General features: G+C 56.7%; 8 protein-coding genes. 3 read left to right on the forward strand and 5 right to left on the reverse strand.

What is annotated here, in order from left to right:
* Positions 1–263 precede the first annotated feature (263 nt).
* The 4 genes from M5M_RS17110 to M5M_RS17125 form a co-directional block, all read right to left on the reverse strand.
* Positions 264–3,260 carry a TonB-dependent receptor domain-containing protein gene (locus M5M_RS17110; protein ID WP_015048765.1) on the reverse strand — a complete coding sequence of 999 codons (2,997 nt, stop codon included), beginning with the start codon at positions 3,258–3,260 and terminating at the stop codon, positions 264–266.
* Positions 3,261–3,401: 141 nt separating this feature from the next.
* Positions 3,402–6,374 (reverse strand): TonB-dependent receptor plug domain-containing protein, encoded by a 2,973-nt coding sequence (locus tag M5M_RS17115; protein WP_015048766.1) that lies wholly within the window; start codon positions 6,372–6,374, stop codon positions 3,402–3,404.
* A gap of 109 nt (positions 6,375–6,483) precedes the next feature.
* Positions 6,484–7,485 carry a FecR family protein gene (locus M5M_RS17120; protein ID WP_015048767.1) on the reverse strand — a complete coding sequence of 334 codons (1,002 nt, stop codon included), beginning with the start codon at positions 7,483–7,485 and terminating at the stop codon, positions 6,484–6,486.
* 395 nt (positions 7,486–7,880) lie between these two features.
* A complete protein-coding gene (locus M5M_RS17125; RefSeq protein ID WP_015048768.1) occupies positions 7,881–8,426 on the reverse strand; it encodes an RNA polymerase sigma factor in 546 nt (181 codons plus the stop codon).
* A gap of 212 nt (positions 8,427–8,638) precedes the next feature.
* Here M5M_RS17125 and M5M_RS17130 point away from each other — a divergent pair, with 212 nt between their 5' ends.
* Positions 8,639–9,457, forward strand: a complete 819-nt coding sequence (locus M5M_RS17130) for a hypothetical protein (protein WP_015048769.1) — start codon at positions 8,639–8,641, stop codon at positions 9,455–9,457.
* Here the strand turns inward: M5M_RS17130 and M5M_RS17135 are convergent.
* Complete coding sequence (locus tag M5M_RS17135) at positions 9,446–10,267, reverse strand: HDOD domain-containing protein (RefSeq protein WP_015048770.1); 822 nt, start codon at positions 10,265–10,267, stop codon at positions 9,446–9,448. The two genes, M5M_RS17130 and M5M_RS17135, sit on opposite strands and share 12 nt — an antisense overlap.
* Positions 10,268–10,374: 107 nt before the next feature.
* Here M5M_RS17135 and M5M_RS19750 point away from each other — a divergent pair, with 107 nt between their 5' ends.
* Both M5M_RS19750 and rhlB read left to right on the forward strand, forming a co-directional pair.
* Positions 10,375–12,039 carry a sensor domain-containing diguanylate cyclase gene (locus M5M_RS19750; protein ID WP_015048771.1) on the forward strand — a complete coding sequence of 555 codons (1,665 nt, stop codon included), beginning with the start codon at positions 10,375–10,377 and terminating at the stop codon, positions 12,037–12,039.
* A gap of 66 nt (positions 12,040–12,105) precedes the next feature.
* Entirely contained in the window at positions 12,106–13,686 is a 1,581-nt protein-coding gene (gene rhlB, locus M5M_RS17145; RefSeq protein ID WP_015048772.1) for an ATP-dependent RNA helicase RhlB, read from the forward strand.
* Positions 13,687–13,711 lie beyond the last annotated feature (25 nt).

Genomic DNA, 13,711 nt, shown 5'->3' on the forward strand with positions numbered 1-13,711 from the left:
TTGTGGACGCTGCTTCCGTACTTTGCCTGATCATGGGCTCATAATCTGCACGAGTGGTTATTGTGAATAAAGGGCAGTGCCGGTTGCGGAATGGTTCGCTGCCATTAATCGGCCGACGTGATGCGTTTGCCGTTTGCTTTGAGTGGATGATAAATCAGGATTTTTATTCGGGCCCGGAAAATCCAAAGGCCGCTGAAGAAGATTACAAACAGTGCAGACAAAAAAATAGCGGGCCGAGGCCCGCTATTTTGGTTCAAGCTCTATTAGAACTTGATTTTAGCGCTTGCGAAGACGTAACGACCCAGCTGGTCGTAACCACCTGGCGCGTTAGCATTCAGGCTCAGAGTAGAACCAACCATTGGTGGCTCTTTGTCCAGAATGTTGTTCACGCCAACGGTCAGACCGAGGTGCTCGTTAATGTCCGCAGTTGCAGTCAGGTCAAAGTAGTGAACGCCTGCAACCTTGCCGCCTTTGCCAACCAGGATCTGGTCGGTAGTGCCCGCAGTACCATCGGTGTTTTCATAGTCCATTTCACCGTTGTAGCGCCAGCGCAGAGACACGCTGTACCAGTCGCGGTTATAGCTTGCGCGAGCAGTGTGGCGCCAGGTTGGCATCTGGCAAGAAATGTTGATGGTGCCTACACAGTCGTAGGTTGCGTCAGGGTTAATACCTGGCAGAGGCTCAACTTCGCTCTTCAGGTTGTAGCCGCCGATGATGGAGTAGTTCATGAAACCACCCAACAGATCGTGCTGGTACTGAGCCTGAACGTCGAAACCTTGACGGGTCAGGTTACCGAAGTTAGCAGTCAGGTTTTCAACATAGCCGGAAGAGGCTGGGTCGGAACCTACCCACAGGTCGCCAGAGGCGCTACGGTTTACCTTGCCACACAGGAACGGATCGCCAGTGGTCGCACAGAAATTCAGAATGGTGCTGGCGCCGATGGTGCCAATACGGTCTGCGATTTCAATGTTGTAGTAGTCCAGGCTGATCTGCAGATCGTCGATAGGAGTCGCCACTACACCCAGGGTGTAAGTGTCGGCTTCTTCTGGATCCAGGTCTGGGTTACCACCTGCGAACTGGTTGTACTGGGCAGCAGGGCTCTCAGAGATGGTGCCGTACTGGCCGGCGCTCACACCGGTGTTAGCACACTGTGCTGCAGTCAGCTCTGGATCTTCACCAGCACATGGGTCGTCGCCGCCCCACAGACCAATGCTCTGGTCGCTGAACAGTTCGCTGATTGATGGACCACGGATCGCGTGGTTGAAACCACCGCGGAAGCGGAACATGTCTGTTACCTGAGCGGAGAAGCCCAGCTTGTATGAGCTTACGCCACCGGAAGTGGAGTAATCAGAGTAACGATAGCCCAGGTCGAAAGACAGGTTCTGCAGAGGACCATCGGTTTCCAGTACCGGAATGATGGATTCGAAGAACAGTTCTTTTACGCTGTAGCCGCCGCTGATTGGTGCACGCGGGCCACCCAGACCGGTGAAGTTACCTTCAGCCATGTTGGTGTCGGAGATTACAGTGTAATCCTCGTCGCGGTGTTCAAAACCAGCTACCAGAGAGATGGCGTCCTGTGCGGAAGGCACGGTCACACCGATGTCACCGGTAATGTAGGCACTGAATACCTTCAGCGAGGTGGCACCCGTACGGATACCTACACCGCCCATGGCAGCAGCTGCGTCTGGGTCAATACCGTTAACGTTGTAGTTCCATACGTCGTAGTTCTGACAGCCAGCGAAAGAGCCAGCAGGGCAGCCCAGCAACGCCTGACCTACGCGGTCAGTGATGAAGTCGTTACGGTTTGATTCGCTGGACGCGGTACGGCCATACAGGTAGGAAACGTCGTAGCTCCAGGTGTCATTAATGTCACCTTCCATACCGGTTACGATACGGAATGAGGAGCTCTCGATGTCGGATACACGTGGGCCGCCTTCAACGTTACGCTTACCAACGAAGAAGTCCAGAGTCTGCGACGGGTCGATGTAACCGGTCACGGTCTGAGTAGTACCGGTAGCGTCGGTGTACTTAACGTCACCGTGGGTAGCGAAGGTGCTGCAGTAGTCAGACAGCAGCGGGTCGGTACAATCCAGGGTCAGGGTGTTGGCGAAGAAAGTACCAGACTCTGCAATCTGAACAGAGGTGTTGGTGTTCGCAAACATGGTTTCTACGTAGGGTTTGAAATTGTCATTGATTTCAAACGACATCGAACCACCCATGGTGTAACGCTCGTCAGGGCGCTGGTAGTGGTTGATGGGCGCGTAGTTGTATGCAGGGCTGAAACCGTCGGTCCAGGCGTTGCTGCCGTTTTTGTGGGCGAAGTTGGAAACAATCACCTGGCCATCTGGAATGTAAGTACCAGGGTTATTTTCGTCTTCGATGTAGTTGATGATTGGGTTGCCGCCGGCGTCCATCACAGAGTAGTCGGTGATGAAGTTAGGGTTGATGGCGGTACCAGAACCACCACAGGCAGTACCAGCAGCATTCAGGGCACAGGAAGAGTAGTCACGCGCACCTTGGCGCAGCTCTTCGTTCTTACGCCAGGTAACATAGCCCATTGCATGGCCTTTACCGTCGGCGAAAGAGGAGCCCAGGGCCAGCTCGATGTTGTTGGACTTGCCATCGAAGCCAGAGCTACCTGTGGGGTAGTCGAAGCCGCGGGCGTCCATCAGGCCTTGGATGTAGTCGTTGTCGTTGTTGTGCTGGTAAGCAGAGGTACCCAGGTTCAGGCTCACACCTTCGAAGTCAGTGTCGAGAATGAAGTTCACAACACCGGCCATAGCGTCAGAGCCGTATACCGCAGATGCACCACCGGTCAGAACTTCAACGCGCTTAACCAGCGCAGCTGGGATCTGGTTCAGGTCGCGCGCTTCACTGCGGATACCACCGGGCTGGAGACGGTGACCGTTTACCAGTACCAGAGTACGCTGAGAACCCAGACCACGCAGGTCAGCGGTAGCGTAACCAACGGTTGGGTTAACAGTGAATGAGTCGAATGCAGGAGAGAGCTGAGGCAGAGTGTTCAGCAGGTCTTCTACACGAGTAGTACCAGAAAGCTGGAACTCTTCCTGTGCAACGCTTGCAACGGGGCTGGATGCAACCAGGTTGGCGTCCTTGATACGGGTACCCGTAACAACAACTTCTTCCAGCGCGTCCAGGCCGTCTTGTGCAGCAACGGGCATTGCAGCCAGTGCAGCGGCACCAGCGGCACCGATTGCAGCCAGCTTGATCGCTGTAGCTAGTTTAGTGCGTTTAACCATTATGGCTTCCTCATATATATGTTCTTATTTGGGGCAAAAACGCCGGGGCAATTCCTGCCACAGCCCATATGACGAAGCGTATTGGGGGCCCCTCAATAATTTTTTGCCATAAAACGAAACTTATTTAAGGCGGCCAGAGGGTCAGAACTTGAGGCTCAGTCGACCGTACCAAAAGCGGCCTCTGAGGTCGTAAGTGCGGGGATCGGTGTTGTCGTTGAAGGCGGATGCAACAAAGGGGGCTGGCTTGTCCAGCAGGTTGTCGGCACCCAGAGTAATACGCAGCCCCTTCTGGATAGCCAGGAGATAGTTGAACTGGATGTCGTGGGTAATCCAGCTACTCACCTCCCGTGGAATGTCTGACTTCGGCAGCGTTTCGTCCAGCGGGCTTATGTAGTTGATGGTGTAGTGCAGATCCAGCCCTTCCTGTTGCCAGTGAAAACCGGTATTGGCCTTCCATTGGGGTAAGGCGCCCCGGCCTTCGCTGGCGGCATCGCGGAAGCTGCCGGCCAGCTCTGTAGCGTCTGAGGTAGGGGATTGCTGATCTTTGTAGCTCATCAGGTGAGCCGCATTGAGTGAGATGCTGGCCAGCCCTTCATCAATGAGGTGCTGGTATTTGATGGTCATATCCACGCCGTTCAACGAGCGTTTGCCGATGTTGACGTATTTTGCGTCAATGCGCTCGATATCGCCGTCGCCATTGCGGATCACGCGGTCGGCCAGTTCGCCGGTGCTGGCATTGTGATTGACGATGTATTGGGCGGAGGCATCGACCACGTTGCGTTGGTCAATCCAGAAAATATCGGAGCTGGCGCTGAGCCCGGGCAGTTCATTAGGGGACCAGAATATACCCAGGGTCCGGTTGGTGGATTGCTCGGGTTTCAGATCGCGCGAGCCGCCGAATAACGTCAGGAACTGATTCCGGGTGGGGTCGCTGGCCTGTGAGCAGCCCGGCAGGACGCCGACATTGGCCGGTATGGCACAGGGGTCGTCGATGAATTGCTGTGATTGCTGACCTCCCAGGTGGACCTCGTGCAGGCTTGGAGCCCTGAATCCCCGGGAGACAGTGCCTCTCAGAGTAAGCCCGCGGATTGGCTCGTATTGCAGGCCGAGCTTGGGCGTGGCGGCCGCACCGAAGTCGCTGTAGTGGGAGGCCCGTCCCGCGAGATCCAGATTCAGGGTTTTTGCCCAGGGTTGGTCTGCGAGTAGCGGAATGTGGAGTTCGGCAAACATTTCGGCTATGCGGCGTTCGCCCTTGGTGGCACCGGTTGCGCTGCCGCCAATCAGGAAATCGTCGATGGCAACCGGCGAAGGGTTGCTTTCAGTGGATTCAAACCGCAGTTCGAAGCCGCTGGCCACCAGCCAGTCGCCCTGGCGGGTTTCGAGCAGGGTGGTATCCATGGAAAAGGAGCCGCCAATCAGCTGGCTGAAACCGCGGGTGCTGCTCTCGCTGGCGATATAGTCGGACATCGCCGGCGTTATTGCGCCTGGCCCGCCGAACAGATTCAGGGCAACGCACTCCCCCGTGCATTCGTCGTTGGGCCCCAGTGCATTCCGAAGGCGGGCGCCGCTGGCAAGGCCGGTATAGTGGAGGTTTGCGTCGGTGCGGGACCAGAATTGGTTGAATTGCCAGCGCACCAGGTCATTGTCGCCTTCGAGCCCCCAATTCAGCCGATAAGCGTCAGAGCGATAGGTCTGCACCCGGTTGCCCAGTGCCAACAAACGCACGCGGGCGTCGTCAATGGTTGCGCCAAACGGGTTGTATGCCTGTGTGGCGTCAATGGTCAGCGGCTGATCTTCGAAACGGGTGAACAGTGGCGTGGGGGCCAGGGTGATGACGGCTTTGGTGCCGGTATAGGACAGATCGGCAAAGGCACTCACCGTGTGGTTGAATTCGTAGCGGCCGGAGCTGAACAGGCTCGATCGTTCGGACGGTGAAGTGGAGGAGGTGTAGGCCGCATAATCAAACAGATCTTCGGCATTGACCGGCCGGTAATCGTCTGGGCTGTTGCCCGGGCGGTTGTTGATGAGGGTTACGATGGTTTCGTCGGGCAGGCTGAACCGTCCATCCGGGGTAGCGGTGGAACGCAGGTCCACGCCGCCTTGATGGCGCCCGTCAGCACTGCGTGAGACGGCCCGGTCGCGGCTGAATATAGCGCCCTGTTTGAACAGCGATGCAGAAACCATGACCGAGGCATCTTCGCTTTGGTTGCCCCAGAGGAAATTGGTGGTAGAGGTGCGCAGGTCGTCGCGCGAAGTCTCGCCGTAGAACTGTTCCAGCTCCAGACCTTCGTAATTGGGTCTCAGGATAATGTTGATCACACCGGCAATGGCGTCTGAGCCATAGACTGCGGAGGCGCCATCTTTGAGGATCTCAATCCGGTCTACGGCGTTGGGTGGAATGCTGTTCAGGTCTATGGCATCGCCGGCCATGCCCGAATAGGCGGTGCGCTGGCCATTGAGCAGCACCAATGTGTTGTTGGCCGGCAGGCCTCTCAGGGTCACCGTCGCCGTGCCGTCGCCTCCATTGCTGATGGCTGTCGACGTGCTGTTGCCGGCTACCGTCGGAATAAATTTAAGGAATTCTCCCAGAGTCTGGGCGCCGCTGGCCGCCAGTTCGGGGCCGGAAATCACGTCCACGGGTGATGCGCTTTGTGCGTAGCTTCGCCGTATTCTGCTGCCGGTCAGTCGCTGACCCACCACTGATACTTCTTCGAGGTTACGCGCATGAGTGGGGGGCGCAGCGCCGGTTGCTTGCTCCAGGGCCACAATGGCAATGACTTGCTTGTTGATGATTTTATAGGTGAGTCCTGACTCAGCCAGAAGCAAATCCAGTGCCGCCAGCGTCGACATCTGTCGGGGTTCCTGGCCTATGGCGCTGTAGCGTGCAGGCGTAGGGATGCCCGCGAGTAATCTGGAGGGGAATACAATACTCACGTCACTCTGGCGCCCGAGCTCAATCAGGCTTTCGGACAGGGGGCGGGCGGCCTCGGACATCACGGATCCGGCAGGCAGGGCGACCTGACTGTCCAGGGCCCCATAGGCCGCAGGCGCGATCAGGTACTGATTGGCGCATAAGCCGGCCAACCAGGCGGTATATTGCAGTGTTCTGCGCATCTCTCTCGCTTGGGCAGCCTGGCTGCCTCGTTCAGTGCCTAGTGGACTGATTTTCTTATAGAAATAGCAAATCCCCGATCGGTGTCGGGGTTATCAGAAAGGTTATAACTTATTCGGCGGGGAGGTACAAGCGTGGCGAGAGGCCTGAGTCGTCGCGTGACAGGTTAAAGCTGGTTACCAGGCCATCCAGGGTGCTCTCTGGCGATTGCAGGCTGAAGGTGCCTGAGACCCGCAAGCTGCGCAACGACGGGTCGGATGCATCAACCGGGGTATGCAGGTAGCGGTTCAGCTGGTCGATCGCTTCGGTCAGGGGCTTGTTCTCAAGCACCAGCAGCTGGTTGCGCCATGCCAAAGCGCTACTGGCATTGGTGGCAATGACCTGGCTCAGACCGCGTTGATTGATCTGCAGTTTCTGGTCGGCTTTCACCAGTTTGTGCTCGGCTTTGATTTCCGGCTGGGTCTGGTGTTCTTTGACGCTGACAATACCTTCTACAACGGTCACATCAATACTGTCTTCCTGTCGATTGACGGAAAACGCCGTACCGACCGCGGTCACTGTACCTTTATGAGTGTCAACCACAAAAGGTCGCTGGCGATTGGACGCAACTTTGAAAAAGGCTTCGCCCTGATCGAGGGTCAGTAGCCGCAGGTCGTCCCGGTATTCGATACGGATGCGTGAATTGGTATTGAGTTTCACGCTCGATCCATCGTTCAGGGCGATCTCGCGTTGTTCCCCTATGGTGGTAGCGTAATGTTCGCTGGCACCGGGCGCGGGCGCCAGATCCAATTGCAGTGCACCAAAAACCACCACCAGTAAGGCGCTGGCAACCGCGACAGCTTGCCAACGGAACCAGCTAAATGCGCCGACGTCGGAGGAACTGGATGCTGGTTGAAATTGGCGCAATGTCGCTTGCGTCTGAGCGGAATAGGCGAGCGCACCGGCAACCTGCCAATCTTGCAGGGCGGCGTCGAAGGCTGCTTCATGGGCTTTTGACTGGTTCAGCCAGCGTGAGAAGCGGCGTTGGGTCGCGTCAGATGCCGCAGGCGAACGCAGCTTGACCACCCATGCGGTAGCCTCGTCGTTGAGCTGTGATGTGTATGCCTGAGACACGTCTAGTTTCCTGTTAAACACTTTGCGCTCTGTTATGGTGCAAGTTTTATTGCAGCAGCGCGGTCAATCGACTGTTAAAAATGACGTTGAACCAGTAGTGGGTCATCGTTCCCGGCTCGACTAAAAGCCTCTATAAGTATCCTAGCCGCCTGCGATCATGTCAGCTGTTAACTGAGGCGTGTCGTCGCACTAAGGCTCCATTTGATCGCATAAGCTACTTAATTTGTGAATTTATTGCGTCTTTGCAATAAAAAACAACGTTTTGTGCTTCGTCAGCGGCGCGCGATGTTAGCACACTTGTCGCAAAAGTGGCACTTAAGTTGTGCGCTAGTTGATTATTTGACGAAGAGGGCTCGCAAGGGCGCAAAAAAAACTGCTAAAAATCGGTTTTTTTTTTAAATTTCGCTAGCACCGACCCTTTCTAGTGCTTTTCTGCACGCTTTTAGTGCCTGAAGGATGTATTTTTCGACACTCGACACTGAAATTCCCATGTCCTGTGCAATTTCTGCATAGGAAAGTCCTTTAATACGGTGCAGCAGGAACGCCTGTCTGCACTTGAGCGGCAGTTTGCCGATGGCCCGCTCCATTTCATCCAGCTGTTGTTTGGCTCCCAGCAGACGCTCCGGCGTACAGTAGTCGGGTTGTGCGCCCGGCACCTCATAGTCAGCCAGCTGCCGGGTGACTTCGCCTTGCAGGTAGTTGGAGTGCAGTTTTTCCCGCCGGATCTGGTCGATGGCCAGGTTTGATGCGGTCTGATAGAGGTAGGCTTTTGGATTATCCAGCTCACCCGCTTCAGCCAGACGCTGGATACGAATGAAGGCATTCTGGGCAATGTCTTCGGCGTCTTCTGCGCTTTTGAGTTTTTTGGTGAGGTAGCGCACCAGTCCGGTGGCATGGCTCTCAAACAACTGTTCCAGCTTGGATTTTCGGGATGGTGCCATGTAACGGGCTGTCTTTTTTCCAATCGGGTCCGTTGATGGGTTGCCGGCCACTGGGAGGGCGTTCAGGCAGGTAGGGTTTTATACCATAACGCCAATCACTAGGACAGTGCTTGCAAGGTTGCGTTACACTGCGCCTTCTTTTTTATTGTTGTTGATCAATGGGCTCCGCGCATTATCGGAGGTCTTGTCACGCGTTTATTCGGGGCGGTTGGATGATAAATGCAGCATTTCATGTGTTGGCTTGGGGCTTGGTGATTGCACTGGTCTGGTCCAGCTGGTTCCGCGAGCCTGCGCCGGTCGAGCCGCCGTTCAGGGCGGTCGCACAGTTGGATGGTGGTTATTACTTAATTGGTGCCCAGTCGGATGCGACCCCGCAATTTGGTTTGCTGAAATATGACCAGCAGGGCCTGGGCTTCCGGCGTCTGCTGTTGGAAGACTGGGATCAACAGCTCACCGGTGAATTGCGCGCGCTTTGTGCCGTGCCGGGGTACGCGGGCGAAGTCATTGCGTTGCTGGGGTTGGCAGATCAGCGCAGCCGGCTGGTGCATTTGCAGATCAGGCGTTGGAGCGGTAATCCGAAAAGCGCCATATTGAGTGCTGTCGATATCGATCGTGGCAACGAATGGCGTAGCATGGCTTGTGGTGAAGCGAATCAGCAGTGGATGGCTATTGCCCTTTCCGGCCCGGGTGCGGATGGTGCGGCTGAGTTGCGTGGACGGTTACAGTTTGAGCCACTGGCGCTGGCGGATACCCGTGTGGTCGACAGCGCTGAGGCGGTGCCCAGCGCGCTATATCGTGCTGCCGACGGGGTGTGGCGCAGCTACCCGACAGCGACGGGGAGCCGGATTACATTTACCCCGACCAAAGGTGTTGAGCTACCGGCATATCGGGTAGACGGGTTTTCCATTGTCGGTCTGGCGGCGGGCGCAAAGCCTGACGAAGTCAGTTTTATCGCGGCCGACGAGGGCATGGGGAATCTCTGGCGACCATTGGGGCCATTTCCTCAGGCCGCCGACGGCTCAGCCAAGTAAGGCGTCCATGTCGTCATCGAGCGCCTGGGTCTCATCCAGCGAGGCAATCAGCGCGTCCGCGTCGATATTGAGTGCGTGTGCCACATCGCGCGGGAATTCTTCGATCATGGCGTCGCGGTGCTCGCAGGCATTCAGGTTCAGGATGAAGTTGGCCAGATAGATGACGGCGGCATAGGGCGACGCGTCGGCGTTTGAGATGGGAGTCAGCTGAGCGCGAATGGCAATGACCATCTCATTCGGAAACTTCCAGCGCTCAGCCAAGGCGCTGCCGGCTTCGGTAAAGTCAAATCCCAGCTGATCAGATTGCCGCGCAGCACGTGCGCTGCTCTGCTGCTCCTGATGATCGATCGATTGAGCCTGCTCCGGCTTGAGCAGATGGATCAGCAGGCTGCCAACGTTATGCATCATGCCGCAAGTGAACGCCACCTCACGGTCCAGTTTGGCTTTGGGCGCCAGCCATTTGCACAGGCTCGCAACGGTGAAGCTGTTTTTCCAGAATTGCCTGAGGTCAAAATGCTCGGGCGCCTTAAAGGCAGACGTTAATCCCGATGCCAGCACCAGTGTTCGCAGGGCATTGAAGCCCAGCACCACCACAGCATCATTGACCGACCCGACTTTCCTGTTGCCGCCGAAGCGTGCGGAGTTTGCCATGCGCAGTACTTTGGCGGTGAGGGCCTGGTCGGCGGCGATTTTTTTGGCGATTTCATCGATATTCACATCTGGATCGCCAAAACTCTCGATCAGTTCCTGTACCACCTTGGGAATAGAGGGGAGTTGTTGAGCGTTATCTAGCAAGGACTGCAATGACATAGTGACCTCCTGAACAATGTCTGTAGGTTAGTTAAGGTTTTCGGGCTTCGCCAAACAGGTTTGGCTCAGGCGGCTACACTTGCCTTTAAAGGCGCCGGGGACACTACATGGGAGCAGGACAGTTACAAGCGGGTTACCAGTTGCGGCTCTGGGCTATTGCCCTGGGCGGCCTGGCCTTCAGCTTCCTGTTGATTGCTCAACTGGCGGTGCGTTACTGGTTTCACGTGCCCGCCATGCAGCAACTGGTGGACGTGGCAGATCAGAAAGACCGGGCCAGGATCGAGTCATTTTTATCCAGCCATATGGCGAGCCTGATCAGCCGGGCGTCAGACAATGCTGTCTGGGATGACGCCTACGATTTCGTGCAAAATCCCAACGAGCGGTTTATCGCGCGCAGTTTTGATGCGCGATCCCTGGCCGACAATGAAATCAGCGGCCTGGGTTACATCAATGCCGCGGGCAAGGTGCTCTGGTCGCTCGGTTATGACTGGGCGCAGCCGCACGATGGCCGGCCTGCGCTGGATCACCTGCCCATGACTGATCCGCAATTGCTGGAGTATCTGCTGATTCCACCCCTGGTGCCGGAGCGCGATTCTTTCGAAACCCGCTCGGGTTATCTGGCTACATCCCGGGGGCCGTTAATGTATGCATCGGTGCCGGTATTGCCTACAAGTTTTGGCGATGGCACTCAGGCCAGTGTGGGCGTATTAGTGGTCTGGCAATGGTTGGATCAGGCATTCTGGCAGCGCGCTGCAGAAACCACCCAGCTCGAAGTGAGCGCCCGCTTTTTGCCCCGGCAGCTGGCCTCGCTTAGCCCCCCTTTTGAAGAGCTGCGGCCGGGAGCGCGCTCGGTGCGCAATCGCGACAATCAGCTTGCCTGGCTGCTTGAAGGACCTGCCGGCGCGTTGATGCTGGTGGTGCTGGAGTTGGGCAGCCCGCAATTTGATAGCGGTGTGATTTCAGATGCGTTATTGGTGGGGATGCTGGCTGCCGCCTTGCTATTGCTGGTGCTGGGTACCTGTGTGCGGTATTGGTTGATACTTCCATTGATCAGCTTGCGTGGGCAAATGGAGGCGTTACAGCGCGAGGGCGATTACAGTCAGCGGCTCCAGGTCAACAGCTATGAAGAGCTGGAGGGACTGTCCGATCAATTCAATCAGTTGTTGGACGAGGTTCAGCGCCAGCAGGCCATGGCCCAGCGGCGCCAGGCCGAATTACAACTGGCGTCGATTTCGGATGGCCTGACCGGATTGGCAAATCGGCGTTACCTGGATCAATTCATGGACGAGAGTTGGGCGAGGGCCAAGCGCGACAGGATAAGTTTTTGCCTGCTGCTGGTGGATGTGGATTATTTCAAGGATTTTAACGACCACTACGGCCATGACGAAGGCGACCAGGTGCTGCGCAGCATTGCTCGGGTGTTACGTGAACATCAGCCCCCGCAAGATGCGATTGCCGCGCGCTATGGTGGCGAAGAGTTTTGTCTGATAGCGGTAGGGCTGGAAGTGTCAGAGTTTGAGGCTCTGTGCGATGGCCTCCGGCGAGGCATTCTGGGCCTGCACATTGCACATGCGAAATCTGAACTGGGTGTGGTGACGGCGAGCTTGGGCGCGGTGTTCATTGATGCTCAGGAGGTACGACTGCCGAATTTGTCGGGTCGCAACGCCTTGCGCACGATGTTCAAGGCTGCCGATAGCTGTCTGTATGAGTCCAAGCGGGCGGGACGCAATCAGGTACGGACCTGCGATTGGCGCGGCCTGAATGGCAGTTGATCAAATTCCACTCAAACTCAGCGCATGCTATACTCCGCCGCCTTAAATTCTGCTGAGTAGTTAGGTTTGATCGTAAAATTCATAAAAAATCTGGTGTCTAACGACAGCAGTGCCGGTACCAAGCCAGCTGCCGGCTCGGCTAAACGGCCCAAAAAAACGGCCAACAAGCACCAGGCGCAATCATCTCCTCAAGCCGGCGGCGCCAACGCGGCGGGCGGCGAGCGCAAAGGGCGGGGTAAGCGACGCAGCGGAAAACGCCGCGATTCCCAGGATTCCCGGCCAGACAACAAGCTTGCCCAAGCAACGAAAAAAGCCGATCAGGCACCGTGGGATCCTTCGCAATTTAAAGTTGCCCCAATGCCGGGTAAAACCCGTTTCCACGATCTCGACTTGCCCGATCCATTGCTGCACGCGATTGCAGATCTGGGCTTCGAGTATGCCTCACCGATTCAGGCGCAGTCCTTACCCTACGCGCTGAACGGCGATGACCTGGTGGGCAAGGCACAAACCGGTACGGGTAAGACCGCCGCCTTTTTGTTGGCCATCATTGATGAGTTACTCAATAACCCCATCGAAGGTGAACGCTTTGCCGGCGAGGCGCGGGCATTGATCATCGCCCCCACCCGGGAGCTGGTGATTCAGATTGCCGAAGACGCCAAGGCGCTGACCAAATACACCGACCTGACCGTGCATACCCTGGTGGGTGGTATGGATTACGGCAAGCAGCAACAGCGGTTGCACAGCGAATTGGTGGATATTCTGGTGGCCACCCCCGGTCGTTTGATTGATTTCACCGGCAACCGCGATGTCTATCTGGACCATGTGGAAATCCTGGTGCTGGACGAAGCCGACCGTATGCTCGACATGGGCTTTATCCCGCAGGTGCGGCGCATCATCCGTCAGACGCCACAAAAACACATGCGTCAGACGTTGTTGTTTTCCGCCACTTTCACCGACGATGTGCTCAACCTTGCCAATCAGTGGACCATAGACCCGGTGCGGGTGGAGATTGAACCCGAATCGGTTGCCACTGATACGGTCGAGCAGCACATTTACCTGGCCAGCACAGAAGAAAAATACACACTCCTGTATAACCTGTTGAAGCAGGACGAGGTCGAGAGCCTGATCGTGTTCGCCAACCGTCGCGACGAGTGCCGTCGGCTGCACGAACAATTGGAGGCACACGGCTTTAAAGCGGGACTTTTATCCGGTGAAGTGGCGCAGAACAAACGCGTACGCACGCTGGATGCGTTCAAAACCGGTGAAATGGAAGTGCTGGTGGCCACCGACGTGGCCGGTCGCGGCATTCACATCGATGGCATCAGCCACGTGGTGAACTTCACCCTGCCGGAAGAGCCGGAAGATTATGTGCACCGCATCGGTCGTACCGGCCGCGCCGGTCGCCATGGTGTATCGGTGAGCTTTGCCTGTGAAGACGATGCGTTCCGTTTAATGCCAATTGAAGAGCTGTTAGGCCAGAAGCTCAAGTGCGAGCAACCGCCCGAGGCTTTGTTGGCGCCTACACCAGAGCGCTTACCGCCCCAGCGTCGCAGCCGCAGTGGCGGCGGCCGCCCCGGTGGTGGCAGGCCAGGCGGGGGCCGTCGTCCGGGTGGACGATCGGGCGGTAGCCGCGGTCAGCGCCGCTAGCTCATCACTGCAAGAAATGACAAAA

The sequence above is a fragment of the Simiduia agarivorans SA1 = DSM 21679 genome, assembly GCF_000305785.2.
In the GTDB taxonomy this organism is placed as follows: Bacteria; Pseudomonadota; Gammaproteobacteria; order Pseudomonadales; family Cellvibrionaceae; genus Simiduia; species Simiduia agarivorans.

Coding starts and splice junctions, on each gene's coding strand:
- M5M_RS17110 (WP_015048765.1), bottom strand. CDS start 3,260: ATGGTTAAACGCACTAAACTAGCTACAGCGATCAAGCTGGCTGCAATC.
- M5M_RS17115 (WP_015048766.1), bottom strand. CDS start 6,374: ATGCGCAGAACACTGCAATATACCGCCTGGTTGGCCGGCTTATGCGCC.
- M5M_RS17125 (WP_015048768.1), bottom strand. CDS start 8,426: ATGGCACCATCCCGAAAATCCAAGCTGGAACAGTTGTTTGAGAGCCAT.
- M5M_RS17130 (WP_015048769.1), top strand. CDS start 8,639: ATGATAAATGCAGCATTTCATGTGTTGGCTTGGGGCTTGGTGATTGCA.
- M5M_RS17135 (WP_015048770.1), bottom strand. CDS start 10,267: ATGTCATTGCAGTCCTTGCTAGATAACGCTCAACAACTCCCCTCTATT.
- M5M_RS19750 (WP_015048771.1), top strand. CDS start 10,375: ATGGGAGCAGGACAGTTACAAGCGGGTTACCAGTTGCGGCTCTGGGCT.